A 25,093-nucleotide genomic window follows, 5' to 3' on the forward strand; every position below is an offset into this window, starting at 1 on the left:
TTTGTTCACGGCTCAGGTGCCGGTGCCCAGCACGCGCGCCAGCGCGCTCGCCAGCTCGTGCCGGGCCACGGGCTTGCCGAGCACCGCATCGGCCCCGGCCTCGCGCGCACGCCGCACCACCGCGGCACCGAGGTAGCCGCTGACCAGCACCACCGGCACGCTCGGCCGCACCTGGCGCAGGGCGCGGATCAGCTCGGCGCCGGACAGGCCCGGCATGCGTTCGTCGGTCAGCACCGCGTCGAAGCGGTCCGGGTGTGCTGTGAAGGCGGCCAACGCCTCCTCGCTCGACGTGAAGCCGACCGGCACATACCCCAGACCGGTGAGCGTATCGGTGGCCAGGCGCACCAGCGCCTCCTCGTCGTCGACCACCAGCACCTGTTCGTGCGCACCGCGCGGCAGCACGTGCGGTGCGCCGTCGACCGGCAGCGGCATGTCGTCGATGCGCGGCAGGTACACGGTGAAGGTGCTGCCCTCGCCGAGTGCGGTGCGCACGTCGAGCGCGCCGCCGAACTCCGACACGATGCCGTGCACCAGCGACAGGCCCAGCCCGGTGCCCGAGCCCACGTCCTTGGTGGTGAAGAAGGGGTCGAAGATGCGCGCGAGGTTCTCCGGGCCGATGCCCGCGCCGGTGTCGGCCACCGACAGCACCAGGTACTCGCCCGGCGCCAGCGTGCCGGTGCTCGCGACCTGCGGCAGCGCGAGCCGCTGCGGCGCCAGGCCGATGCACAGCGTGCCGCCGCCGGGCATGGCCTGCAGCGCGTTGGTGGCCAGGTTCATCAGCACCTGGTGCATCTGCGTCGCATCGCCGCGGATGGCCGCAGCGCCGGCGCGCAGATCGGCCTGCACGCGCACCCCGTCGGGCAGCCCGGCCGACAGCAGGTTGAGCGCCTCCTGCACCACGCCTTCGACGTGCACCGGCACGCGCTCGGTCAGGCCGCTGCGGCTGAAGGCCAGGATGCGCTCGACCAGCGCGCGGCCGCGCTCGCCGGCGGTCAGGATGAACTCGATGTCGCGCCGGGTGCGGCTGCCCGCGCGCGTGCCGCGCAGCGCCATCTCGCCGAAGCCGAGGATGGCGCCGAGGATGTTGTTGAAGTCGTGCGCGATGCCGCCGGCCAGCGTGCCCACCGCCTCCAACCGCTGGGTCTGCTGCAGCGCCGCCTCGGCCCGCTTCTGCAGGTCGATGTCGCTGACCGATCCAGCGAGCCGCGTCGCGCGGCCATTGGCATCGCGCACGCACACCCCGCGGATGCGCAGCCAGCGGTAGACGCCGTCGGGGTGCAGCATGCGCCACTCGCCGTCGCAGGTGGGCAGGCGGCCTTCGAGGTAGCCGAAGATCTTCTCGCTGCGCACCGGCACGTCGTCGGGATGGATCTTCACCAGCATCATCCATTCCCAGCGCGTGCGCATCGTCGGCCCCAGCTCGATGCCGTAGAGGCGCTGGGCCTGCTCCGACATGAACATCTGGTCGCTCAGGATGTCCCAGTCGTAGATGCCGTCGTTGGCGCCCGCCACGGCCAGCGCGAAGCGTTCTTCCGATTCGCGCAGCGCGGCCTCGGCCATGCGGCGCTCGGTGATGTCGGTCGAGATGCCGCTCACGCGCTGCACCTGCCCGTCGGAGATCAGCACGCCGCGCTCGTGGATCCAGCGCACCGCACCGTCGGGCCGCACCACGCGGAACTCCGCGCTCCATGGCGCGTGCGCGCCGCTGCCGATCCAGTCGCCGAAGGTCTCGCCGATGCGGCCGCGGTCCGCCGGGTGGATGCTGTCGATCCACAGGTGCGGCTCGCGGTAGAGGTCTTCCACCTTGCGGCCCCAGATGCGCTCGAAGCTCGGGCTCGCGTAGACCACGCGCTCGGGCACGAGCTCGGTGATCCAGATCACGTCGGGCGTGGCGTCGGCCATGCGGCGAAAGCGCAGCTCGCTGTCCTGCAGCGCGGCCTGCACGCGCGCATTCTCGCGCTCGGCCACGCGGCGCTCGTGGTTCTCGCGCGCCAGGTCGGCGTAGAGCCGCGCGTTCTCCAGGGAGATCGCCGCCTGTGAAGCCATCACCTCCAGCAGGCTCAGCCGCTCGGGCGTGAAGACGCGTGGCGCCAGGTTGTTCTCGAGGTACAGCAGGCCGAGCAGCTGGCCCTGCCGCACCAGCGGCAGCGCCAGCACCGAGCGGCGGCCGGCGCGCTCGTCCCGCCGGTCGGCGCCCTGCGGCGTCAGCACCGGCGCCACCGATGCGTCGTCGAGCAGCATGCGCTTGCGGGTGCGCACCACGTGTTGCAGCATGGTGGTGGGCATGTCGTGCGCGGCCAGCGCCGTGCGACGGAAGTCGACCACCACGCCTTCGCCGTCCCGGCGTGTGTGCGCCTCGGCTTCGACGCGCCAGGCTTCGCCGTCGGACAGCACCAGCAGGCCGCGCTGCGCGCCGGCATGCCCGATGGCCGCGGTCAGCAGCGTGTCGATGAGGCGGTCGAGCACGATCTCGCCCGACAGCGCCTGCGACACGCGGATCATTGCGGCGAGGTCGATGCGCTCGGCCGAGAGCTCGAAGTCCGGCGACACGTCGCTGCCCGTCACCGGCTCGTGCCGCAGGAAGGCGAAGGTCTGCTCCAGCTGCCGCACCTTGGCGTCGGCGCCCCAGCGCAGGTAGGCATGCCGCGCGCTGCGCAGGTAGGTCTCGCTCACGGTGGCCAGGCCTTCGCCGGCGTGGAAGCGGGCCGCGAGTTCGCTGGCGATGGCTTCGTTCTGCAGCAGGCCCTGCGTACGCGCCAGGTCGGTGGCGCGCTGGTAGAGCCGGCCGGCGTCGAGCGTGCGGCCTTCCAGGCGCGCGATCTCGGCGTCGAGCAGCGCCACCTTGTCGGCGAAGGTGGCGGGCGCATGGCTGCCCCAGCCGGCGAGCTGGTCGCGGTAGCCACGCAGGCGCTGCGGCCGGTCGACCACGCGCACGGCCTCCTCGTCGGGCAGGCCGGCCAGGGCCAGACCAGCGAAGTACGGCTGGTTCGCGCACTGCACGTGCACCGCCGACCAGAGCCAGCCTTCGGCGCGCAGCGACGCGTCCCAGGCGCGTTCGGGCCGGCCGGCGATGAAGAAGGACTGGGCGCGCAGCAGCCAGTGCCAGAAGACCATCGTGGGCATGCGGCCGGGGCCGAGCGCGGCTTCGAACGCCGCGGTGTCGAAGCCGTCGCCGTCCCAGTTCTTGATGCTGGTTGTATGGCCGCGCAGCGCGTGCACGAAGCGCTGCTGCGACAGCAGCTCGTCCACCACGTCGCGAAAGCCCGCCTTGCGCACGAAGGCCAGGCCGGTGTCGATGTCGCGCGCCACCGCGTCGAGCGGATGGCCGCGCAGCAGCAGGTCGTTCACCACGTGGTGGCAGGCAAAACAGGCCACGGCCATGTCGCCCTGCGCGGCCGCCGTGCTGAAGGTGGCACGCGCCAGCCGCACCGCGACCTCCAGCGGGCGCGTCCAGCCGCTGGCGATCTCCAGCGAGAACAGGCTCTTGGCCTCGTAGGCGCCGAAGCCGTGGCGCGCCACCAGCGTCTGCGACAGCTGGGCCAGGCGCAGGCCGTCGTCGTGCCGGCCGTAGAAGCGGCCCAGCAGGATGCCGAACCAGGCGAAGCCCTGCGCCGAGCCGGGCGTGATGCCGTGCGCCAGGCTCAGCCGCACCATGTGGCACAGGTGGACGAAGGCCAGACGCTCGTCGGTGAAGCAGGCCGGCGCGAAGAGTTCCGACAGCACGGCCATCGCCGCCTCGACATCGCGGTCGACCGCACGCGGCAGTTCGCTGAGCGATGCGATGGGACGGTCGCCCAGGCGCATCAGCACGTCGGCGTAGGCCGCGTCGCGCTGCGCATCGCTCGGGTGCGGCACCAGGTCGATGCCGAAGTCGGCCAGGCACTCGATCGCCTCGGCCACCGCGCGGGCGTAGTCCGAACACAGCACGTGCATCACCACGCGCAGGCGGTACACCGCCGCCCGCTCGCCCCGGGTACGGGCGCGCGGCAGCAGCGCGGCCAGGCGCAGGTCGGCCTGCGTGGTGAGGCCGGCGAGCAGTTCGCAGTCGCTGCACACCAGGTGCAGCTCGAAGCTCATTGCATGGCGGCGCTGCCAGGACGCGTCGGTCAGCAGCGCGATGCCGGCGCCGAGATAGCCGAGCGCGGAGCCGTAGGCCGCGGCCCGCCGCGCGCGGTGCGCAGCCATCAGGTTGAGTTCGGCCGCCTGCTCGCGCTCCGTCTGGCGCGTCATGGCGCCGGCGCCGCGGTTGAGCTGGTCGACGATGTCGAAGACCGCGGCGATGCGCGCATCCGGCGACGGCATGGCAGCCAGCATGCGCCGCGCGATCTGCAGGTGGTGCCGCGGCCGTGCGGCGGGCGCGATCTGCGCGTACGCCGCCTCGCGCACCTTGTCGTGCTGGAAGACCCAGAGGCTCTGGCGCTGCAGCAGCAAGCCGGCCGCGACCGCCGGATGCAGCAGTGCGGGCAGCGCGTCGGCGTCGCAGGACGCGGCGGTCGCGAGCGCCGCGGTCTCGGCCTGCACGCCGAGGCAGGCCAGCTGCTGCAGCACGGCGCGCGTGGCGGCCGGCAGCCGCCGCAGCTTCTGCGCCATCAGCGCGACCACGCCGTCGGCGCCCGGGTCGACCTCGGCCAGCGCGTCGATACGCGCCATGTCCCAGGTCCAGCGCGCCGTCGACGCGTCGTAGTGCAGCAGCTGCTCGTCGGCCAGTTCGGTGATGAACTGGCCCGTGAAGAAAGGGTTGCCGCCGGTGCGCTCGTGCACCCGCCGCGCCAGCGCGACGACCCGGTGCGTGTCCGTGCGCAGCGTGTCGGCCACCAGCCAGCCGATGTCTGCCACGTCGAGCGGGCGCAGCGCGATCTCGCTGACCGGTGCGCCGTCGCCGCGCATCGCGTCGAGCCGCGCCAGCACACCCGGTGCATCGGCCGGGGCGGCGTCACCGGCGCCATCGCCATCGCCGTCGCGGCAGGCACCGACCAGCAGCAGGTGCGCGCCCTCGGGGGCCGCGAGCAATTGCGCCAGCAGGTCGCTGGTGGCCCGGTCGGCCCACTGCAGGTCGTCGAGGAACAGCACCAGCGGATGCGCGCGCTGCGCGAAGACCTGCAGGAAGCGCCGGAACACCTGGTGGAAGCGGGCCTGCGCATCCTGCGACGAGGGCTCCGGCCCCTCGGGCTGCGGGCCGATCAGCGTTTCCAGCTGCGGCAGCAGCCCGGCGATGAAGTGGCCGTGCGGCTCGACCGCGGTGCGCAGCGCCGCCTGCCACACGGCGCGTTCGGGCTCGGGGCGCCCGAGCACCATGCCCAGCAGGCCCTGCAGCGCCTGCGACAGCGTGGCCAGCGGCACGTCGCGCGTGTACTGGTCGAACTTGCCCGACGCGAACAGCCCGCCCGAACCGAGCAGTGCGCGCTGCAGCTCCCGCACCATCGACGACTTGCCGATGCCCGCGGGCCCGTGCACCAGCACCAGTTCGACCCGGCCCTGGTCTGCCACGCGGTCGAAGGCGGCGCGCAGCGCGGCCACCTCGCGCTCGCGGCCGTAGAGGCGTTCGGGCACCAGCAGTTGCCGCGGCACGTCGGCGGTGCCGAGCACGAAGTCGTCGAGCGCGCCCTGGCGCTCCCAGTCCGACAGGCAGCGCCGCAGGTCGAGCTCCAGCCCCGCGGCGGTCTGGTAGCGGTCCTCTGCGGCCTTGGCCAGCAGCTTCATGACGATGCGCGACAGCGTATGCGGCAGGCTGGGCACGCGCACCCCCGGCGCCACCGGCTGCTGCGCGAGGTGCGCGTGCATCAGCGCGGCCGGGTCGGTCGCCTGGAAGGGCGCGACGCCGGTCAGCATCTCGTAGAAGGTGGCGCCCAGCGCGTACAGGTCGCTGCGCGCGTCGACCGAGCGGTTCATGCGGCCGGTCTGCTCGGGCGCCATGTAGCGCAGCGTGCCGGCGATGATGTCCGAGGCGGCCGCGCTGGCCTGTTCGCGCGGCAGCGCCGAGGCCAGGCCGAAGCCGGTGAGCCAGGCCCGCGCGGCCGCCACGTCGACGAAGAAATGGCCGGGCTGGATGTCCTTGTGGATCAGGCCGCGCGCATGCAGCTGCCCGAGCGCCGCAGCCATGCCGACGGCCACGCGCAGCGCCGCGCGCACCGGCCACGGCCCGCCCATGCGGCGCGACAGCAGCTCGCCGCCCGGGTCGCTGAGCGTGAGCGCAGGGTGCTCGGCGTCGAGGTCAAGGTGGATCGGCCGCGCGGCCCAGCCGTCGTCGAGCCGCTCGCGCAGCGCGTACTCGTGGCGCAGCCGCTCGCGCAGCGCGGCGCCGGGGCGGGCCGCGACGGTGCGCAGGATCAGCACCGACGCGCCGCCGCCGGAGGCGGTGCGCCGCGCCAGCTGCAGCTGGGCGTCGCTGCGCAGCGTGCGGTCGACCAGGCGGCCGAGCGGTTGCGCCCCGCCGGCGGTCACGCCGGCGCGCTGCAGATCTGCCATCGTCCGTCCAGCATGTGTGAGGTTCCTTGCGCCATTCGATCGGGACGGCTCGCCCGCATTGGAGTGCGCCCGTCCGCCCGGCATTGTGACCAGCCGGCGACCCTCTTCGACAGTTGACACATGCCACGACGGCCTGGCAGCCCTGCATCGGCGGTGCCTGCCTCCAAAGGTCGATGCGCCGGCGCGCTGTTCGAGTTCCCATCGAACGCGCCATGCATCAGGAGTCTCCGTGAACGAATTACCCCCCACCTTTCTCGCCGATCTGTCGCGTCGCCAGCTGCTGCTGGCGGGCGGCGCAGCGGCCGTGACCGCCGCCCTGGCCCTGCCGGGCTGCGCCGCAGGTGGCAGCCCCTTCTCATCCTCCCAACCGCTCTCCAAAGGAAACCAACCCATGCCCACCATCACCACCAAAGACGGCACCCAGATCTACTACAAGGACTGGGGCACCGGCCAGCCCCTCGTGTTCTCGCACGGCTGGCCGCTCTCGGCCGACGACTGGGACATCCAGATGCTGTACTTCCTCCAGAAGGGCTACCGCGTGATCGCGCACGACCGCCGCGGCCATGGCCGTTCGACGCAGACCTGGACCGGCAACGACATGGACACCTATGCCGACGACCTGGCCGCGCTGACCGAGGCGCTCGACCTGAAGAACGCGATCCACATCGGCCACTCCACCGGCGGCGGCGAAGTCGCCCACTACATCGGACGCCACGGCACCAAGCGCGTCGCCAAGGCCGTGCTGATCAGTGCCGTGCCGCCGATCATGGTGAAGACCGCGGCCAACCCGGGCGGCCTGCCGATCGAGGTGTTTGACGGCATCCGCGCCGGCGTGGCCGGCAACCGCTCGCAGTTCTACATGGACCTCACGATGCCCTTCTACGGTTACAACCGGCCGAATGCCAAGGTGTCCGAAGGCATGCGCACCGAATGGTGGCGCCAGGGCATGGCCGGCGGCGTGAAGGCGCACTACGACTGCGTCAAGGCCTTTTCTGAAACCGACTTCACCGAAGACCTGAAGAAGATCGACGTGCCGACCCTCGTGATGCATGGCGACGACGACCAGATCGTGCCCTACCAGGACGCGGGCGTGCTGTCGGCCAAGCTGGTGAAAGGCTCGACGCTCAAGATCTACCCGGGCTACCCGCACGGCATGTTCAAGACGCACGCAGACGTCATCAACGCCGACCTGCTGAGCTTCATCAAGGGCTGAGCCCGCAAAGGAGACCGCGATGAACAGCGTGACCATCACCACGCCGGACGGCGACTTCGCGGCCTACGTGGCACGACCGGCAGCGGGCGCGAAGCCCGTGCCCGCCATCGTGGTCTGCCAGGAGATCTTCGGCATCAACGCCGACCTGCGCGCCACCTGCGACGAGCTGGCGGCGCAGGGCTTCATCGCCCTGTGCCCCGACCTGTTCTGGCGCCTCGAACCGGGGCTGGACCTGTCGCCGGACACCGACTGGCCGCGGGCCCTGGCGCTCTACCAGGCCTACGACCTGGACGCCGGCGTGCGCGACGTGGCCGCCACGCTCGAGGCCGCGCGGCACCTGCCGGGTGCGTCGGGCAAGGTCGGGCTCATGGGCTACTGCCTCGGCGGCCTGATGACCTACCTCACGGCCGCGCGCTCGACGCTCGACGCGGCGGTGGCGTACTACGGCGGCCGCACGAACGAGTTTCTGGCCGAGGCGCCAGCGCTGACCGCGCCGCTGCTGATGCACCTGGGCGAGGACGACGAGTTCATCGACAAGCCCGCACAGCAGGCCATCGTCGATGCGCTGGCCGGCAAGCCGAACGTCGAGGTCTACCGCTACCCCGGCTGCATGCACGCGTTTGCGCGGCACGGGGGCACGCACTACGATGCGGCGGCCGCACAGCTGGCCAACGTCCGCACGCACGATTTTTTCAAGACCCGGCTGCAGGCATGACCTGAGCGCAGCAGCCGAGCATCCGCAGCTTCGACCCACCACCCCCAGGAGAAGACCATGTTCGGATTGACAACGCTCGGTGCGATTCACACCGCCATCAGCCTCGTGGCGCTTGCCGCCGGCATCGCTTCCATCCTGCGCTCCGGCGAGATCGCGGCGGGCAGCACGCTCGCGCGCGTGTACGTGTGGGCCACCGTGCTCACCTGCCTCACCGGCTTCGGCATCTTCCAGCGCGGTGGATTCGGCGCACCGCACGTGCTGGGCATCGTCACGCTGGCGGTGCTGGGCATCGCGGCGCTGGCCGGCAGCGGGCGACTCTTCGGCGGCGCGGCGCGCTACGTGGCGACCATCGCCTATTCGACCACCCTGTTCTTCCACATGATCCCGGGCCTGACCGAGACCTTCACCCGTTTTCCGCTGGGCGCACCCTTCTTCTCCAGCCCGGAAGACCCGGCGCTGCAGAAGGCCGTGGGCGTGTGCTTCGTGCTGCTGGTGATCGGCTGCGTCCTGCAGGTCCGGCGCCTGCGCTCACGCCGCACGACGTCGCTTCCCGGCGCCGGCCTCATCGGCTGATCGCAGCGCTGCATCCCGCGGCACCGTTCGTGCGTCTCGCGGCGAAGTGTTGCTGGACCAACGCGAGGATGGCGTCGAAATCAGCGGGCTTCGCCACATGGCAGTCGAAGCCCGACGCCAGCGTTCTGGCCCGGTCGGCGGGGGAGTCATAGCCCGTGAGCGCGATCAGGAGCGGTTCGAGGTCGTCCTCGTTCTTCTCCAGACGCATGCGTTTTCCGACCTCGTAACCGCTCATGCCGGGAAGGCCGATGTCGCACAGCACGACCTGCGACCGCTGCTTCGCAAAGGCGGTCAGGGCGGTGAGCCCGTCGCGGGCGACTTCCACGTCGTGGCCGGACACCTGCAGCAGCAGGGCGAGCATGTCGCCCGCATCCTGGTTGTCGTCGACGACCAGGACGCGCGCGGGGACGAAGCCGAGCGCGCTCGTGTGCGCCGGGGCCGGCTCGGCGACGTGGTCGATTCGCGGGAGCACGACCGTGAATTCGGTGCCTCGACCGATCCCGTCGCTGTGCACCGAGATCGTCCCGCCGTGCAGTTCCACCATGCTGCGCACCACGGCAAGTCCGACACCCAGGCCGCCATGGCTGCGGCTCAGCGAGCGCTCCTCCTGTGTGAAGAGGTCGAAGATGCCCTCGATCGCCTCTTCGGCAATGCCACCGCCGTTGTCCTTCAGGCGCAGCACCACGGAAGCGCCGTCCTGCCAAACGCTCAGGTCGATGGCGCCATCGTCGGGCGTGTACTTGCTCGCGTTGTGCAACAGGTTCCCGACGACCTGCGCCAGGCGCGTGGGGTCGCCGTTCACATAGAGGGGGAATGGAGGCAGTGTCAGCGTGAGCGTCTGATGCTGAGAGTCGATGAGGAAACGGGTCGTCTCGACGGCTGCATCCACGAACTCGGTCACAGAGGTCGGCCTCCGGCGCAAGGTGACTTTGCCGCTGGTCACGCGCGACGCATCGAGCAGATCGTCCAGCAGGCGCGCCATGTGCGCCACCTGCCGGCCGACAATGTCGCTGATCGCCTTGACGCGCGGGTCGACCGGCTCGAGCCGCTCCAGCAGCGCCGCGGCACTGCGGATGGGCGCCAGGGGATTGCGCAGTTCGTGCGCCAGCATCGCGATGAACTCGTCCTGCTGCCGCTTGGCACGCTTGGCGGCCTCGCCGAGCTGCTCGGCGGTGAGGGTCGCGTGAACGAGGTGCGCGTTGGCTTCCTGCAGGTCCTGCAAGCGACGCTCGGCCAGCGCCTGCAGACTCGGCGCCCGATCATTGCTGGCACCGGGTTCGCGCTGAGCGTCACGGGGCCGGTGGTTCATCTCAGTCTCCGGTGCCGATCGGCCGGGGGTGCCCTGTCAGCATGGCGTCCATGGCGGGGATCGGCCCACCGATCACCAGACCGGCATCGGTGATCTCGTAGGGCCGAAGATCGTGGCTGTGGGCGCTGTTGCGCACCTTCACCACGCCCATGACCCGCTTGAGCTGGCCCTTGAGTTCGACGTAGCGCTGCACGATGATCGCGTCGGTCAGAAAAGCCGTGCCGTACGGGCTGAAGCGAAGGTCGGTGTATCGATCTTCCAGTTCGGAAATCAGCAGCACCGCCACGCCCAGGCCCGTGAGCACCGCGATCATGCGATGCATCGACTCCTGGAAATCGGCCCGAAAGGTCGGTGCCAGGGCCAGCTCGAAACCGGAGAGGGAATCGATCACCACCCGGGTGGCACCGGTACGTCCGATCATCTCCGTCAGCGCATACAGCGTTTCGTCGATGGACAGGTCCAGCGCGCGCGTGTCGATCACGCCGACCTGCCCGTTGGCGATCAGTTCGTCCAGCTTGACCTTGTGCGAGCGTGCCGGACTCTTCTCGAACGCGGCGAGGACACCCTTTTCGCCGGCCCGTGCCCCCTCGGCCAGGAACGCCGCCGCGAGTTGCGACTTGCCCGACCCCGACGGGCCGGCGACCAGCAGCGAGTAGCCGGCCGGCAGCCCGCCGCCCATGAGCTCGTCGAGCAGCGGAACGCCCATCGACAGCCGGGCGGGCACCGTGCTCTGCCTGCCGGGGTTGTCGGGCGGCATGTGGCCGCTGGTGATCGTGCGGGGAAAGATGTGCACGCCGTCGCTGCTGATGCGGAAGGTGTGCAGCCCCGGAATCGTGGCGTGTCCGCGCATCTTCATGATCTGGATCTTGCGCACCATCGAGTTGCGCTCGACGCTCTGGGCCATCCACAGGATGCCGTCGGCCACGGTGAAGATGGGGTTGGCTTCCGCCTCGAGGGCGACGTACTCGCCAATCAGGAAGGTGGTGGCCTGCCAGGTGGTCAGCAGCATCCCGAGCCGTTGAATGAATCGCTGAAGATCGAGTTCGTCCTTGCCGACACCCCGTGCAGCCTGCACGACCGATCGGAAGGAGTCGACCATCACCAGGGAGGGCTCGAAGCGCTCCACCTCTTCCACGATCCGCGCGAGCACCTGGTCGTAGTCCCCGGACACCAGTTCATCGGCCAGGTTGATGAAGCGGATCGAATCGTTGACCTTGGCCGCATCGAAGAAGCTGTACTGCTGCTGGTAGCGCAGCATCTTCAGCGGCGGCTCTCCCAGCACGGTGAAGAAGATGGCACGGCGCTCAGGGTTGGCGAGCGCGAACATGATCTGGTGCGCGAGCGTGGTCTTGCCCGAACCAGGCGCCCCGGCGATCAGGTTGAAAGAGAATTCTGCAAGCCCTCCGGTCAGGAGCGCATCGAGGCCCGGGACGCCAGTGGGCAGGCGCTGGATGACAACCTTGTCAATCATTGAAGGCTCTCCTGAGAAGTGAGTTCGGCATCGGGCAGATTCCAGGCGGAATGCAGCATGCGGCGAGTCAAGGGCTGCCCGATCAGGGAGATGAGGTGATCGACCAGGGTGAGAAGCAGGAATTCGCCCGCCGCGCGGCAGCCCGCGGGCGGACGCGCCGCCAGGTCGTCGCGCAACGCGTCGAGTGTCTTGTCGGTGATGACCGCTGCCGACACCAGGGTCCAGCCGACCGTGGTGCGCGTGCGATGCACGGCATGGGCAATCAGCGAGGAAGCCGCCTGCACGCCCACCACCATGGTGAGTTCTGCATGCAGGGACTTCAGCGCGCCAATGATGGACCGCGCAACATCGGCAGATGGCGCGCCGTCGCCGGCACACTGCGAAATCACTCGCTTGACTATTTCGCTTGGCATGGCCCTCCGGCTCAGGGTGTGAAGTGCTCTAGTGCCTGTCCCAGGCAACTGCCATGGAGCATGGTACTGCCAAGCTTTCGAACGGGACCGGGGCTCGAACGGAACCGGGGTGCCTCGACACTACAGCATTTCCACCGGTCCGGTCGTAGGCATTCTGGCCGCATCCGGAGCCATGGAAGCAGATCAGGTGCCGCGGGTCGCAACCGGTGGCGTCAGTCCTGCAGGCAGAGGTACTTGAGCTCGAGGTAGTCCTCGATGCCGTGGCGCGAGCCCTCGCGGCCCAGGCCCGACTGCTTGACGCCGCCGAAGGGCGCGACCTCGTTCGAGATCAGGCCGGTGTTGATGCCGACCATGCCGGTCTCGAGCTGTTCGCTCACGCGCCAGATGCGGCGGCGGTCTTCGGTGAAGAGGTAGGCCGCCAGGCCGAACTCGGTGGCATTGGCCATCGCGATGGCTTCTGCCTCGGTCTCGAAGCGGAAGATCGGCGCCAGCGGGCCGAAGGTTTCTTCGCGCGCCACGCGCATCGCCTGCGTCACGCCGGTGATCACGGTCGGGGTGAAGAAGGTGCCGCCCAGCGCGTGCGCCTGGCCACCGGTGCAGACCTGGGCGCCCTGCGTCAGGGCGTCGTCGATGTGCTGGCGCACCTTGGCGACCGCGCGCGCGTCGATCAGCGGGCCCTGCGTCACGCCGGCTTCGAGGCCGTTGCCCACGGGCATGGCCTCGACCGCCTGCACCAGCCGTTCGACCAGCGCGTCGTGGATGCCGGCCTGCACGTAGATGCGGTTGGCGCACACGCAGGTCTGGCCGGCGTTGCGGAATTTCGACGCGACGATCCCCTGCACGGCCGTCTCGAGATCGGCGTCGTCGAAGACGATCAGCGGCGCATTGCCGCCGAGTTCGAGCGACAGCTTCTTGATCGTCGGCGCGCACTGCTGCATGAGAATGCGGCCGACGCCGGTGGAGCCGGTGAAGCTGAGCTTGCGCACCACGTCGCTTGCGCACAGCGCGCCACCGATGGCGGGTGCATCGCCGGTCACGATCTGCAGCACGCCGGGCGGGAGGCCGGCCTCGATGGCGAGCACGCCGAGCGCAAAGGCGCTCAGCGGCGTGAGCTCGGCCGGCTTGACGACGATGGTGCAGCCCGCGGCCAACGCGGGGCCGACCTTGCGCGTGATCATCGCGGCCGGGAAGTTCCACGGCGTGATGGCGGCGCACACGCCGATGGGTTGCTTCAGCACCACGATGCGCTGGCCGGCGCGCTGCGGCTGCAGCACCTCGCCGTCGACGCGCTTGGCTTCTTCGGCGAACCACTCGAGGAAGGACGCCGCATAGGCGATCTCGCCCCTGGCCTCGGCCAGCGGCTTGCCCTGCTCGAGCGTCATCAGGCGGCCGAGGTCGTCCTGGTGCGCGAGCATCAGGTCGGCCCAGCGGCGCAACACCTGGGCACGGTCGCGCGCGGTGCGGGCGCGCCAGGCGGGCAACGCGGCCGCGGCGCCGGCGATGGCGCGCCCGGTTTCGGCGCGGCCCATGTGCGGCACGGTGGCGATGGCCTGGCCGGTCGCCGGATCGGTCACGTCGACGGTGCGGCCCCCGTCGGCCTGCACCCATTCGCCGTCGATGAGGCCGGCCTGTTTCACCAGGTCGGCACGTGCGAGGCCGAAATCGAATGTTGTGCTCATGCCTTCAGCGCCTCGTCGATGATGTCCAGCGCGCGGTCGAACTGCGCATCGGGAATGGTCAGCGGGTACAGGAAGCGGATCACGTTGCCGTACATGCCGCAGTTCAGCAGCAGCAGGCCCTGTTCCATCGCCCTGGCCTGCACGCGCTTGACCGCGTCGGCATCGTGCGCGCCGGTGGCCGGGTCGCGCAATTCAATGGCGACCATCGAGCCCTGGGCACGCACGTCGGCGATGGCCTGGTTCGATTCCTTCGCGGCCAGCAGGCGCGCGACCAGCTTGGCGCCCAGCGCGGCCGAGCGTTCGCACAGCTTCTCGTCGGCGATCACGTCCAGCACGGCGAGCGCCGAGGCCACCGCCAGCGGGTTGCCGGCGTAGGTGCCGCCCAGGCCGCCGGGTGCAGGCGCGTCCATGATGGCGGCGCGGCCGGCCACGGCCGACAGCGGCATGCCGCCAGCCAGGCTCTTGGCCATGGTGATCAGGTCGGGCTCGACGCCGTGGTGCTGCATCGAGAACAGCTTGCCGGTGCGCGCGAAGCCACTCTGCACTTCGTCGGCGATGAAGACGATGCCGTGCGCATCGCACAGCGCGCGCAGGCCCTTTATCAGCGCGGTCGGCGCGACGTTGAAGCCGCCTTCGCCCTGCACCGGTTCGATGACGATCGCGGCCACGCGCTGCGGGTCGATGTCGGTCTTGAAGAGCTTGGCCAATGCGGCCAGCGCGTCGTCCGCGCTCACGCCTTCGATGGCGCTCGGGAAGGGCACATGGAACACGTCGGCCGGGAAGGGACCGAAGCCGATCTTGTACGGCGCCACCTTGCCGGTCATGGCCAGCGTCATCAGCGTGCGGCCGTGGAAGGCGCCGCCGAAGGTGACGACGCCGGCGCGGCCGGTGTGGGCGCGGGCGATCTTCACCGCGTTTTCCAGCGCTTCGGCGCCGGTGGTGAAGAAGGCGGTCTTCACCGGGCCGCTGATGGGCACCAGCTGGTTCAGGCGCTCGGCCAGCGTGACCACGCTCTCATAAGGAACGATCTGGTAGGCCGTGTGCGTGAACTGCTTGAGTTGCGCCGCGATGGCGGCTTCGATGCGCGGGTGGCGGTGGCCGGTGTTGACCACCGCAATGCCGGCGGCGAAGTCGATGTATTCGCGGCCTTCCACGTCCCACAGGGTCGCGTTCTCGGCGCGCTGGGCATAGAAGTCGCACATCACGCCCACGCCGCGGGGTGTGGCGGCGAGGCGGCGGGTCTGGAGTTCGCTGTTGCGGGTCATGGTCGGGTCCGGTGAAAGGTGGGTCGGGCAGCAGAGGGAAAGCGTGATTGAATGGCGGATTGGCTCTATCGAAAAGATCCGCTTCGTGCGATTGAATGGAGCCAATTCAAACCCACCGTTTTATCCGCCCATGAAGTCCATCTGCGCCGACCTCGTTCTGCAGCGCCTCGCGCCCGACACCGCAGCCGCGCTCAACCGGCAGCTCTACGAGTGCCTCCGCGAAGCCATCCTGGACGGCAGCCTGCCGCCTTCGAGCCCCCTGCCCGCCTCGCGCGACCTGGCGCGCGAGATCGCCATGTCGCGCAACACGGTGCTGCACGCCTATGCGCAGCTGCAGGCCGAGGGCTATGTGCATTCGCGCGTGGGCAGCGGGACCTTCGTGGCAGAGACCGCGCCCGACAGCTTCCTCAGCGCCGGCCGCCCGCTGGCCGCAGCGGCCGTCGACAGCGCGCCCGTGCGGCTGTCGAAACGCGCGCAGGCGCTGCTGGCCAACGCCTCGGCCGCGCCCATGCAATGGGGCGCCTTCATGCCCGGGGTGCCCGACGTCACGCAGTTCCCGCACCGCACCTTCAGCCGCATCCTCACGCGGCTGTGGCGCGCTCCGGCGCCGGAGCTGCTGACCTACGCCACCGGCGGCGGCCACCCCGCGCTGCGCGCCGCCATCGCCGAGCATCTGCGGGTGGCGCGTTCGGTGCGCTGCGCGCCCGACCAGATCCTGGTGACCGAAGGCGTGCACCAGGCCATCGACCTGTCGCTGCGCATGCTGGTCGACCCGCGCGACACGGTGTGGGTCGAAGAGCCCGGCTACTGGGGCTTTCACAAGGTGCTGCAGATGGACGCGGCCCGCGTGCGCCCGCTGCAGGTCGAGACCGCCGACGACGGCCCCGACTGCCGCACGACGGGCTGGCCGCGCGGCGGCAAGGCGCCGCGGCTCATCTTCGTCACGCCTTCGCACCAGTACCCGCTGGGCGCGGTGATGAGCCTGGCGCGGCGGCGCGAGCTGCTTGAGCACGCGCGCGCCGTGGGCGGCTGGATCGTCGAGGACGACTACGACAGCGAATTCCGTTTCGCCGGACGGCCCATCCCCGCCATGCAGGGGCTGGAGGCCGACAGCCCGGTGATCTACATCGGCACCTTCAGCAAGACGCTGTTCCCCGGCCTGCGCGTGGGCTACATGGTGCTGCCGCGCGCGCTGGCACCGGCCTTTCGCACGGCCCATGCCGACCTGTACCGCGAGGGCCACGCCATCACGCAGCAGGCGCTGGCCGAGCTGATCACCGAGGGCCACTACGCCGCGCACATCCGCCGCATGCGGGTGCTCTATGCGCGCCGGCGCGCGCTGCTCGTCGGGCTCATCACCGAGCACCTGGGCAGCGAGTTTCTGCACCCGCAGGCCAGCAATGCGGGGCTGCACCTGGTGCTGCGCCTTCCCGACGGCTGCGACGACGCGGCCATCGCCGCCGCGGCCGAGGCGCAGGGCGTGCTCACGCGACCGCTGTCGGCCTACTACCAGCGCAGCGGCCCTCGCCGCGGGTTGCTGCTGGGCTACGCCTGCGTGCAGGAGGCGCACATCGCGCCGGCGTTCGCGGTGGTGGTGCACTGCCTGCGGGCGGCGGGGATTGGACCGGAAGTGGACATGCGCAACGGATCCTGAGCGGCAGGCGCTCCGCACAGACGGCCAAGACTCGGCATTCGTGCAGCGTGCGGCCTCAACCGCATGCGCCCACCCTCGCCGTCATCGACGGGTGTGACCACGGTCTCCCGTGCCATGCGCAGATCCACAGCCCGCCGGGTGGTCACAGCTTTCGCTGCGTGTCCACGGCGAAGAGAGAATGACGGTGCACAGGTTGATCGGCTGAAATCCCGGATCCTTGAATGCCAGAAAGTCATCGTTGAAGGTGCCGAAGGTGCTGTCGGGGCGGTGCTTCATGCCCTGATAGAAGGCATCGATGATTCCATGCTGAAAGTCAGCCTCTCTCGGAAAGGCGGCGATCACGCCCTCGCGCTGCGCATCCGTGAATTGCTCGTAGCCGCGGCCAGCCACATCCATGCCGGCACCCGCCTGCAGCAGTGCGATCTCCGGGCGCATGAACTGCGGGATGCCAGGCGTTGTATGGAGAGCGACAGCGTTCCAGACCGTCTCGATGTCGCTCGGGGAGATGCCGTGCCCCTGAAGAAAATCACGTGCCGCATTCGCGCCGTCGACCTCGAAACGCAGCTGGCTGCTTTCATAGCGCGCAGTCAGCCCAAGGTCGTGAAACATCGATGCCGTGTAAAGCAGCTCGGCATCGAAGGTCAATCCGCGACGGACACCCGTCAAGCCAGCCCAGTAGAAAACCCGGACCGAATGGTGAAAGAGCAAGGCGCTTTCCGTGTCTCGGATGAACTCTGTTGCTTCGCGCGCGATCTTGCTGTCCGGGATACGCACGCCTGAGATTTCCTTGAGCATCGTGCTTACTCCGACGCGAGTGCTTGCGGGGTGTTGCGGAAACTGATCGCCATGCGGTTGTAGGCATTCATGAGTCCGATGGCAATGGTGAGATCCACCAGTTCGCGCTCGCCGAGGACGGCACGCGCGACCTCGTAGTCGCTGTCGGGAACGCCGGTTTCCGCGACGCGGGTGACCGACTCTGCCCAGGCCAGGGCGGCACGTTCCCGCTCGTCGAAAAGAGGACCTGCTTCCCTCCACGCTTGCAGCAGCGCCAGTTTTTCGATGGCCTGCCCCTTCTTCAACAGGTCACGCGTGTGCATGTCCAGGCAGTAGGCGCAGTTGTTGATCTGCGAAACACGCAAATACACGAGATCGATCAGCACAGGCGACAGGCTGCTTTGCGCGATGTAGCCGTACACGTTGCCGAGTGCCTTGATGCCGGCGGGGGCGATTTGGTTGTAGTCGAGACGCTTGCTCATGGTCGTACTTTCTGAAGATCAGCTCATTCGGTGGAGCTGGTGAGTGCTGTGTCGTCGCTGTCCACCACGAAGACGGCCAGCAGCTTCGCCGGGCGGGTCTTGCTTGCGTTCCGGCTGACCGGATGTCTCGCGCCGGGAGGCTCATAGAAGCTTTGCCCCGCCCGAAGAATCTGCCTTCGGCCATCGTTGACCTGGGATTCGATGGCACCCGCGATCACGTAGCCATAGATGAAAGCAGACTTCGCATGCACATGCGCCGGGGAAGCGCCCCCCGGCGGGTAGTCGACCACCACGGCGATCAGCGACTTGCCGGGAATGTTGGGAATCGCTTGTTTGAGTGCCGGCGTGACCCTTTCCGTCGACGCGTGCGCGCTGGCAGGGGTGGGAGCGAGGGCGCCGATGGCGCATGCCGTGACAGCGGCGACCGCAAGCCAGGAGGTCGTCATGCTGGGAACCCGATCAGCCGCGCGAAATCCTGGACGCGCTCGCGTGGCATCTTGGTCTGGTTCACCTGCGCCACCGGATCGCCATATCCCATGGACATGCCAAAGGCGGTCACTTCGTCCGATGCCATGTGCAGGTGCGAGGCGAGCAGGTCATGGAACGGCGCGAACGCGACCTGCGGGCAGGTGTCGATGCCACGCGCCTTCGCTGCGATCATCACGTTCTGCGCAAACAGGCCGAGATCGATCCAGCTGTGCGACTTCAGTCTGCGATCGATGCTGAAGATGAGCCCGACCGGTGCGCCAAAGAATGCATAGTTCCGTTCGGTCTGGCGCGTGCGCGCCGGAATGTCGTTGCGATCGATTCCGAGCGAAGCGTAATAGCGCCCTCCGAAGTCCGCGAGCCTCGCGCGGAACACCTCCGGCAACGGCTCGGGAAAGTGCGCAGGTGCGGCTGCGGTGCCGGCTCGGGAAGCGGAGATCAGGGCGTCGGCCAGTTCGTCCTTGATCTCTCCGCTGACCACGTACACCCGCCAAGGCTGGATGTTGGCGCCGCTCGGGGCGCAGGCCGCATCTTCCAGAATCTCTTCCACGAGTTCCCGGCGCAGCGGCTGCGCCGTGAAGGCCCGAACCGCGCGACGCGAACGCACGACGGTGGCGACGCATCGTGTGATCGCCGCCTGGGGCCATGGAGTGGTTGTCGGGGCCATGGGTTACTCCTGCGGTGCGTCGTGGTACGAGATCCGGCCGGAGGGCAGGAAGAACAGCGCGATGACTGCGCCGCCTCTTGCTTCCGGATAGTGGTGACTGCCAGGCGCCGGAGCGGTCCAGCCAGCGCTGCACCAGCCATTGGGTCCGTTCAGGGCGGCACCCGGCGTCAATGGCACGACCAGGTTGAACTCGCCGTAGGGATGGCCGTGGTATTGCCCGCGGAATCGGCGGTCGGAATGGCCTTGCTTGTTTCCGGTGCTGTCCATGTACACAGCCGTGATGCTGAAGTAGCAGGTGCGCTCGGTGGGCTCCGCGATGCGGCTGCGGCGATAGGCGGGGCCATCGACCTGGACATTTGCAGCCCAGCCGTCCGCCACGCCGATCCTCACCCAGCAAGCCAGGGTCTGGTAGAGCTCGCTGTCGGGTCCGTACGTCTGGTTCAACCAGTGCTCGACCGCGGTGCCTGTGGTCATGTCCTTCACTTCCTCGAGGAAGTGAATGCAGCGCGCGATCAGCGCCTCCTGTTCTTTGACGGGGGTGTCGAGCATCATGGTTTCGTCTCCTGCTGAATGACTGGACGCGATGATGGGCGATCCCTGAAATGAATGGAACTGATGTATTTGCAGTTCCATAATGCACACGATTCATTGAAGGATCGAGGTCATGAGCATCGGTCGTGTGGACCTGAACCTGTTGAAGGTGTTCGATGCGGTTTACGAGGACCGCAATCTGCTCCTGGCCGGCAGGCGCCTGAATCTGACGCCATCGGCGATCAGTCATGCGCTGCGCAGACTGCGTGAGCTTGTCGGCGACGAACTCTTCATGCGAACCGGCAAGGGCATGGTGCCCACGGGCCGGGCCATCGCGATGGCGCCGGGCCTGCGGGATTCACTGCGCAGCATCGAGGTCGTTCTGGGTGTGGCGCCGTTTTCTCCCGAAAAGTCCAAGCGACGCTTCGTCCTGGCGGCGAACGATCACCTGACGGCCGTGATCGTCGCGCCGTTGTCCCGTGAACTGCAGAAGCTCGCTCCGGCGGTAGATCTCGTCATTCGACCCGCCACACGGCTGGACTTGGCCGAGCAGATCGACCTGGGGCGCATCGACCTGGCCATCGGCATCTTTTCCCAGGTTCCACCCCGCCTGAACGCACGGACGCTGATGTCCCAGGGAGAGGCCATCCTGATGCGCAAGGGACACCCCGCTTCCCGCCGGAAGCTCGCGCTTCGCGACTTGGCGAAGTACCCCCTGGCCACGCTGTCCGTCGGCGGAGAAGAAGAAGGGGCAGTGGGGGGCTTCATTGTCGAGCGCGGCCTCGCACGCCAGTCGGAAATGTTCGACAGGCAGGCGCTGGAGAAGGCGCTCCTTGAAGTGAAGGAGGTGCCGCGTCTGAGAGTCACCGTCCCGCACACGCTCGCCATTCCAGCGCTGCTGCGCGACACCGACATGCTCTCCATCGTGCCCGCATCCTTGGCCGTCGCTCTGACGAAGAGCGGTGATCTGATCCGCCGGCAACCGCCGTACGCCGCGGGAGCGTCGACCATCCGTGCCGTCTGGCATGGCCGCGACGAGCAGGACGTGGGCCACGCCTGGATGCGCGAACGGGTGGTGCAGACAGCGCGGATGGTCGAGGCGGCCGTCGCGAAATCGATGGCCGGACCGCAAGCTCCTGTGCGACTGCGCCCGCGCTGAGCGCTGTTGGCGCGCCACCCGCCGCGCTCCTTCGCTGAAGCGGCATCCTTGCCGTCCCACAAAGGCGCGCTTTCGACAGTGCGCGGCCCGTTTCGAACACTCCTCACCCCGGCCCGGTGAAAGAATGCTTCCCATGCAAGCAACCACCCCCGAAGTCGTGGCGGACGAAGCCGCCATCGCCGCCGCCGCCCATGCCCTGCGGGGCGAGGCCGTCGCCATGCTGAGCGAACTGGTCACGCACCCGTCGCTGCTCGGCCACGAGCAGAGCGCGCAGACCTTCATGGCGAAGGCCTTCGCCGGCCTCGGCCTGCAGGTGGACGAATTCCAGATCGACGAAGAGAAGCTGAAGGCCCACCCGGGCTACTCGCCCTCGATCGTCTCGTACGAGGGCCGCACCAACGTGGTCGGCATCCACCGGCCGGGCGGCCCGTTCAAGGGCAACTCGCTGATCTTCAACGGCCACATCGACGTGGTGCCCACCGGCGCCGAGGTGCTGTGGACCGACGCGCCCTTCTCCGGCAAGGTCGACGGGGACCGGCTGTACGGCCGCGGCGCATCGGACATGAAGGCGGGCATCGTGGCCTACACGATGGCCTTCCAGGCGCTGAAGTCGCTGGGGCTCGAACCCGCGTCGCCGGTGTACTTCCAGTCGGTGATCGAGGAGGAATGCACCGGCAACGGCGCGCTCGCCTGCCTGGTGGAAGGCTACCGCGCCGACGCGGCCGTCATCCCCGAGCCGATCGCCGAGAACGGCGTCATGACCTGCCAGATGGGCGTGCTGTGGCTGGCCATCGAGGTGCTGGGCAAGCCGGTGCACGCCTCGGTCGCGCAGACCGGCGTGGGCGCCATCGACTTCACGATGTACCTCTTCGGCGAGTTGAAGAAGCTCGAAGCCAAGTGGAACGCGCCGAGCGCGCGCTACCGCAGCTACGCGCACCACAACCACCCGGTGAACTTCAACCTGGGGAAGATCAGCGGCGGCGAGTGGGCCTCGTCGGTGCCCTCGGCCTGCCGCGCCGACGTGCGCATCGGCTTCTACCCCGACATGAAGGTCGCCGAGGCCAAGCAGCAGGTCGAGGCCGTGCTGGCCGCCGCCTACGAAGCCCACCCGGCCCATGCGGCGCTGAGCTACAAGCTCGTCTACGAAGGCTTTCAGGCCGACGGCTGCCATGTGCCGGACGACGCGCCCATCGTCGTCGCCATCTCGCAGTGCCACCAGGACGTGGTCGGCCAGACGCTGGTGCCGACCGCCTTCACCGGCACGACGGACACCAAGTTCTTCAACCTCTACGGCGAGACGCCCGCCATCTGCTACGGCCCCTCGGGCGGCGCCAACATCCACGGCATCGACGAGTGGGTGTCGATCGACAGCCTGATGCAGACGACCGCGGTGCTGGCGGTGTTCATGGCGCGCTGGTGCGGCGTCAACCAGCGGGCCTGAGCTGCTGAACGGCTGCGCCTCAGCGCGGCGCCGTGGGCACGGCGCCCTCGAAGTTGGCCAGGAGCCGCGCCCGCCCGGCATGCACGTGCCGCTCGGCCGCGGCCTTCGCCTTGGCGGGGTTCGACGCGACGATGGCCTCGAAGATGGCGCGATGCTCCACGTTCGATCGGCGCATGTTGCCCGGCACGTTGAAATACTTGCGCCGCACCAGGTGCAGTTCCTTCACGTAGTCGTCGTAGGCCTGGTGCGCCCGCTGGTTGTTCGAGATGATCAGGATCAGCGCGTGGAACTGCAGGTTCAACTCGTAGTAGCGGGTGCCGTCCTCGGCGTCGGTGGCCGCGTCCATGGCCGCCAGCAGGGCCTCGAACCGCTTCTTGTGTTCTTCGGTGAAGTGTTCGCAGGCGCGGTCGGCCGCGTAGCCGAACACCAGCGCGCGCAGTTCGTAGATCTCGAGCATCTCGCGCAGCGACAGCTGCCGCACGAACACCCCGCGGTTGGCCACGGCCGTGACGATGCCCAGCCCCGCCAGCACCTTGATCGCCTCGCGGATCGGCCCCCGGCTGGTGCCCATGCGCAGGGCCAGCGCCGCCTCGTTGAGGCGGTCGCCCGGCTGGAACTCGCCCGTGTAGATGAGCTGCTTGAGCTCGTTCACGATGGTGTGCGAGAGACCGGCGCCGCGGGGGTTGGTAGAGGGAGTCGACATGGGCAAATCCTAACGTCAGTGCCCACCTGCCCTGGCGGCCGGTCCGGTCATTCGACCTTGACGTTCGCGCTCTTGACCAGCTTGACCCAGAACTTGCCGTCCTCTGCCAGGAAGGCATTGAAGGCCTCCGGCGATGGCGACACCGACACCTCGGTGCCGTCGCGCGCCAGCGACGCCTTGACCGAAGGCTGCTGCATCGCGGCGACGGTCGCGTCGTAGATCTTCTTGAGCACGGGCGCGGGCGTGTTGGCGGGCGCGAACATGCCGTACCAGAACTCGAGCTGGTAGTCGGGCAAGCCGGCTTCCTTCATGCCCGGCAGCCCGGGCACCAGCGCCGAGCGCTCGCGGGTGCTGACGGCCAGCGCCTTGAGCCGGCCGCCGGTCGCCATGGGCAGCACCGACGGGGAGGTCCCGAAGGTCAGCTGCGTGTCGCCCGCCATCACCGACTGGATGGCCAGGCTGCCGCCGCGGAAGGGGATGTGCGTCATCTCCACGCCAGTGACCTGGCTGAACAGCGCCGCGCCCAGGTGCGGGGCCGAGCCGTTGCCCGAGGTCGAGTAGTTGAGCTTGCCGGGATCCTTCTTCGCCGCCGCGATGAGATCGGCGACGGAATTGATCCCGGTGGCCGGATGCACCGCCAGCACCAGCGGCGAGGTGGTCATCTTCGTGACGGCGGCCAGGTCGCGCGCGGTGTACGGCAGCTTGGGGTTGAGCGCCGGGTTGACCGAGATGCTGCTCGGGCTGGCGATGAGCAGCGTATAGCCGTCGGCCGGCGCCTTGGCGACGATGTCGGCGGCGATGCTGGAACCGTTGCCCGGCTTGTTGTCGATCACCACCGGCTGGCCGAGCGCCTTGCCGAAGGCGTCGCTCATGGCGCGCGCCACGTAGTCGGCCGCCCCGCCGGGCGCGAAACCGACGACCAGCCGGATCGGCTTGCTCGGGTACTCCGCCGGCTGCGCCCCGGCCGGCATGGCGGTGCCCAGGCACAGGCCGAGCACCAGGGCGATCTTCTTGTGGGAGTTGTTCATTCGCTTGTCTCCTTTCGTTGTTGTCGTCTGCCGCGGCCTGCCGGCGATTCAGGTCGCGGCGGGTGGCCGCAGCACGATCTTTCCGACGTGGCCGCCCGCCTCCATGCGGGCCTTGGCCTCGGGCAGCTGTGCGAAGTCGAAGACCTGGTCGATCTGCGGCACGAGGCGCCCCGCCGCCACATGCGGCATGACGTCGGCCACGAAGCCGGGGACGGCGGCGGCGCGCTGCGCCTTGCTGCGCAGCTTGTTCGACACGCCGAAGAGCGTGAGCCGCTTCGAGTGCAGCGCCGCCAGGTCGAGCTCGGCATGCACCACGCCGTCGACATAACCGACGGTGGCCAGCCGGCCCTCGAAGGCCATGGCGCGGATGTTCTCGGGAAAGACGGTGCCGCCCACGGTGTTGATGACCAGGTCGGCGCCATGCTGGCCCGTCGCCTCCATCACCGCCGCCGCGAAGTCCGGTGCGCGCGTGGCGATGCCGATGTCGAGCCCGAGCGGCTTGAGCCGCGCCAGCTTGTCGGCCGAGCCCGAGGTGCCGATGACCTTCGCGCCCAGCACCTTGGCCAGCTGCAGCGACGCCACGCCGACACCGGACGACACGCCGTTGATCAGCACCCATTCACCGGGCTGGATCTGGCCGCGCAGCACCAGCATGTCGTACGCCACGAGGAAGGTCAGCGCGATGCTGGCACCCTCTTCCCACGACAGGCCTTCGGGCATCGCCATGGCCTCGGCGTCTTCCATCAATGCGTATTCCGCGAAGGCGCCCGCGCAGCGACCGAAGACACGATCGCCGGCCCTGAAGCGCGTGACCGCGTCCCCCACGCCGACGACCTCGCCGGCGCCCTCGCCGCCGATCGCCTTCCAGCTGCCGGCCGCCGTCAGGCCGTGGCCCGACACGAACTCACCGCGGTTGAGCGACGCGGCCGCGATACGCACCAGGATCTGCTGCGGGCCGGGCGTCGGCACGGGCGTGTCGCGCACCTCCAGCACGGTGGCGTCGTCGGTCATCTGCATCCAGTAGGCCTGCATGGTGTCTTTCGGTTCGGTCGGGAGGGGTTGGCG

General features: G+C 69.1%; 20 protein-coding genes. 6 read left to right on the forward strand and 14 right to left on the reverse strand.

Going from position 1 to position 25,093, the window contains the following annotated elements; all coding sequences use genetic code 11:
- Positions 1 to 12: 12 nt before the first annotated feature.
- A complete protein-coding gene (locus tag ACSFA2_RS12070) occupies positions 13 to 6,465 on the reverse strand; it encodes an AAA family ATPase (RefSeq protein ID WP_435455577.1) in 6,453 nt (2,150 codons plus the stop codon).
- Between the two features lie 391 nt (positions 6,466 to 6,856).
- On the opposite strand from ACSFA2_RS12070, the gene ACSFA2_RS12075 reads away from it, so the two are divergent.
- The 3 genes from ACSFA2_RS12075 to ACSFA2_RS12085 are packed head-to-tail and all read left to right on the forward strand — an operon-like array spanning position 6,857 to position 8,966.
- A complete protein-coding gene (locus tag ACSFA2_RS12075) occupies positions 6,857 to 7,678 on the forward strand; it encodes an alpha/beta fold hydrolase (RefSeq protein WP_435455884.1) in 822 nt (273 codons plus the stop codon).
- Between the two features lie 19 nt (positions 7,679 to 7,697).
- On the forward strand, positions 7,698 to 8,393 hold the full coding sequence (locus ACSFA2_RS12080) for a dienelactone hydrolase family protein (RefSeq protein ID WP_435455578.1): 696 nt from the start codon (positions 7,698 to 7,700) through the stop codon (positions 8,391 to 8,393).
- A 57-nt stretch (positions 8,394 to 8,450) separates the two neighbouring features.
- Complete coding sequence (locus ACSFA2_RS12085) at positions 8,451 to 8,966, forward strand: hypothetical protein (RefSeq protein ID WP_435455579.1); 516 nt, start codon at positions 8,451 to 8,453, stop codon at positions 8,964 to 8,966.
- Here ACSFA2_RS12085 and ACSFA2_RS12090 read toward each other — a convergent pair.
- From ACSFA2_RS12090 to ACSFA2_RS12110, 5 genes are all read right to left on the reverse strand, one after another.
- Positions 8,956 to 10,275 (reverse strand): hybrid sensor histidine kinase/response regulator, encoded by a 1,320-nt coding sequence (locus tag ACSFA2_RS12090; protein ID WP_435455580.1) that lies wholly within the window; start codon positions 10,273 to 10,275, stop codon positions 8,956 to 8,958. The genes ACSFA2_RS12085 and ACSFA2_RS12090 overlap by 11 nt on opposite strands.
- 1 nt (position 10,276) lies before the next feature.
- Positions 10,277 to 11,746, reverse strand: coding sequence for an RAD55 family ATPase (locus tag ACSFA2_RS12095; RefSeq protein ID WP_435455581.1), 1,470 nt, complete (start codon positions 11,744 to 11,746; stop codon positions 10,277 to 10,279).
- On the reverse strand, positions 11,743 to 12,159 hold the full coding sequence (locus ACSFA2_RS12100; RefSeq protein WP_435455582.1) for a hypothetical protein: 417 nt from the start codon (positions 12,157 to 12,159) through the stop codon (positions 11,743 to 11,745). The genes ACSFA2_RS12095 and ACSFA2_RS12100 overlap by 4 nt, the downstream gene beginning before the upstream one ends.
- Before the next feature lie 212 nt (positions 12,160 to 12,371).
- Positions 12,372 to 13,838 (reverse strand): NAD-dependent succinate-semialdehyde dehydrogenase, encoded by a 1,467-nt coding sequence (locus ACSFA2_RS12105; protein ID WP_435455583.1) that lies wholly within the window; start codon positions 13,836 to 13,838, stop codon positions 12,372 to 12,374.
- A complete protein-coding gene (locus ACSFA2_RS12110) occupies positions 13,835 to 15,103 on the reverse strand; it encodes a 4-aminobutyrate--2-oxoglutarate transaminase (RefSeq protein WP_435455584.1) in 1,269 nt (422 codons plus the stop codon). The genes ACSFA2_RS12105 and ACSFA2_RS12110 overlap by 4 nt, the downstream gene beginning before the upstream one ends.
- A 130-nt stretch (positions 15,104 to 15,233) precedes the next feature.
- Between ACSFA2_RS12110 and pdxR the strand changes: the two genes are divergently transcribed.
- Positions 15,234 to 16,757 carry a MocR-like pyridoxine biosynthesis transcription factor PdxR gene (pdxR, locus tag ACSFA2_RS12115; protein ID WP_435455585.1) on the forward strand — a complete coding sequence of 508 codons (1,524 nt, stop codon included), beginning with the start codon at positions 15,234 to 15,236 and terminating at the stop codon, positions 16,755 to 16,757.
- 81 nt (positions 16,758 to 16,838) lie between these two features.
- Here pdxR and ACSFA2_RS12120 read toward each other — a convergent pair whose 3' ends face one another.
- Genes ACSFA2_RS12120 through ACSFA2_RS12140 form a run of 5 tightly spaced genes read right to left on the reverse strand, consistent with a single transcriptional unit; the run spans position 16,839 to position 19,718 of the window.
- Positions 16,839 to 17,552: an HD domain-containing protein gene (locus tag ACSFA2_RS12120; RefSeq protein WP_435455586.1), complete on the reverse strand. Its 714-nt coding sequence runs from the start codon at positions 17,550 to 17,552 to the stop codon at positions 16,839 to 16,841.
- Positions 17,553 to 17,557: 5 nt separating this feature from the next.
- On the reverse strand, positions 17,558 to 18,013 hold the full coding sequence (locus ACSFA2_RS12125) for a carboxymuconolactone decarboxylase family protein (RefSeq protein ID WP_435455587.1): 456 nt from the start codon (positions 18,011 to 18,013) through the stop codon (positions 17,558 to 17,560).
- Positions 18,014 to 18,036: 23 nt separating this feature from the next.
- On the reverse strand, positions 18,037 to 18,459 hold the full coding sequence (locus tag ACSFA2_RS12130; protein ID WP_435455588.1) for a cupin domain-containing protein: 423 nt from the start codon (positions 18,457 to 18,459) through the stop codon (positions 18,037 to 18,039).
- Positions 18,456 to 19,166, reverse strand: coding sequence for a nitroreductase (locus tag ACSFA2_RS12135; protein WP_435455589.1), 711 nt, complete (start codon positions 19,164 to 19,166; stop codon positions 18,456 to 18,458). Before ACSFA2_RS12135 ends, ACSFA2_RS12130 begins: the two co-directional genes overlap by 4 nt.
- A 3-nt stretch (positions 19,167 to 19,169) precedes the next feature.
- On the reverse strand, positions 19,170 to 19,718 hold the full coding sequence (locus tag ACSFA2_RS12140) for a 4-hydroxylaminobenzoate lyase (protein ID WP_435455590.1): 549 nt from the start codon (positions 19,716 to 19,718) through the stop codon (positions 19,170 to 19,172).
- Positions 19,719 to 19,830: 112 nt separating this feature from the next.
- Between ACSFA2_RS12140 and ACSFA2_RS12145 the strand changes: the two genes are divergently transcribed.
- Together ACSFA2_RS12145 and ACSFA2_RS12150 are read left to right on the forward strand one after the other, a co-directional pair.
- Positions 19,831 to 20,856: a LysR family transcriptional regulator gene (locus ACSFA2_RS12145; RefSeq protein WP_435455591.1), complete on the forward strand. Its 1,026-nt coding sequence runs from the start codon at positions 19,831 to 19,833 to the stop codon at positions 20,854 to 20,856.
- 133 nt (positions 20,857 to 20,989) lie between these two features.
- Entirely contained in the window at positions 20,990 to 22,297 is a 1,308-nt protein-coding gene (locus tag ACSFA2_RS12150; RefSeq protein ID WP_435455592.1) for an ArgE/DapE family deacylase, read from the forward strand.
- A gap of 19 nt (positions 22,298 to 22,316) precedes the next feature.
- Here the strand turns inward: ACSFA2_RS12150 and ACSFA2_RS12155 are convergent, their stop codons facing one another.
- Genes ACSFA2_RS12155 through ACSFA2_RS12165 form a run of 3 tightly spaced genes read right to left on the reverse strand, consistent with a single transcriptional unit; the run spans position 22,317 to position 25,060 of the window.
- Positions 22,317 to 23,000 (reverse strand): GntR family transcriptional regulator, encoded by a 684-nt coding sequence (locus ACSFA2_RS12155; protein WP_435455593.1) that lies wholly within the window; start codon positions 22,998 to 23,000, stop codon positions 22,317 to 22,319.
- 47 nt (positions 23,001 to 23,047) lie between these two features.
- Positions 23,048 to 24,028: a tripartite tricarboxylate transporter substrate binding protein gene (locus ACSFA2_RS12160; protein ID WP_435455594.1), complete on the reverse strand. Its 981-nt coding sequence runs from the start codon at positions 24,026 to 24,028 to the stop codon at positions 23,048 to 23,050.
- A gap of 48 nt (positions 24,029 to 24,076) precedes the next feature.
- Positions 24,077 to 25,060: a zinc-binding dehydrogenase gene (locus tag ACSFA2_RS12165; protein WP_435455595.1), complete on the reverse strand. Its 984-nt coding sequence runs from the start codon at positions 25,058 to 25,060 to the stop codon at positions 24,077 to 24,079.
- Positions 25,061 to 25,093 lie beyond the last annotated feature (33 nt).

The organism is Variovorax cryoconiti, from assembly GCF_051216395.1.
GTDB lineage: Bacteria > Pseudomonadota > Gammaproteobacteria > Burkholderiales > Burkholderiaceae_C > Variovorax.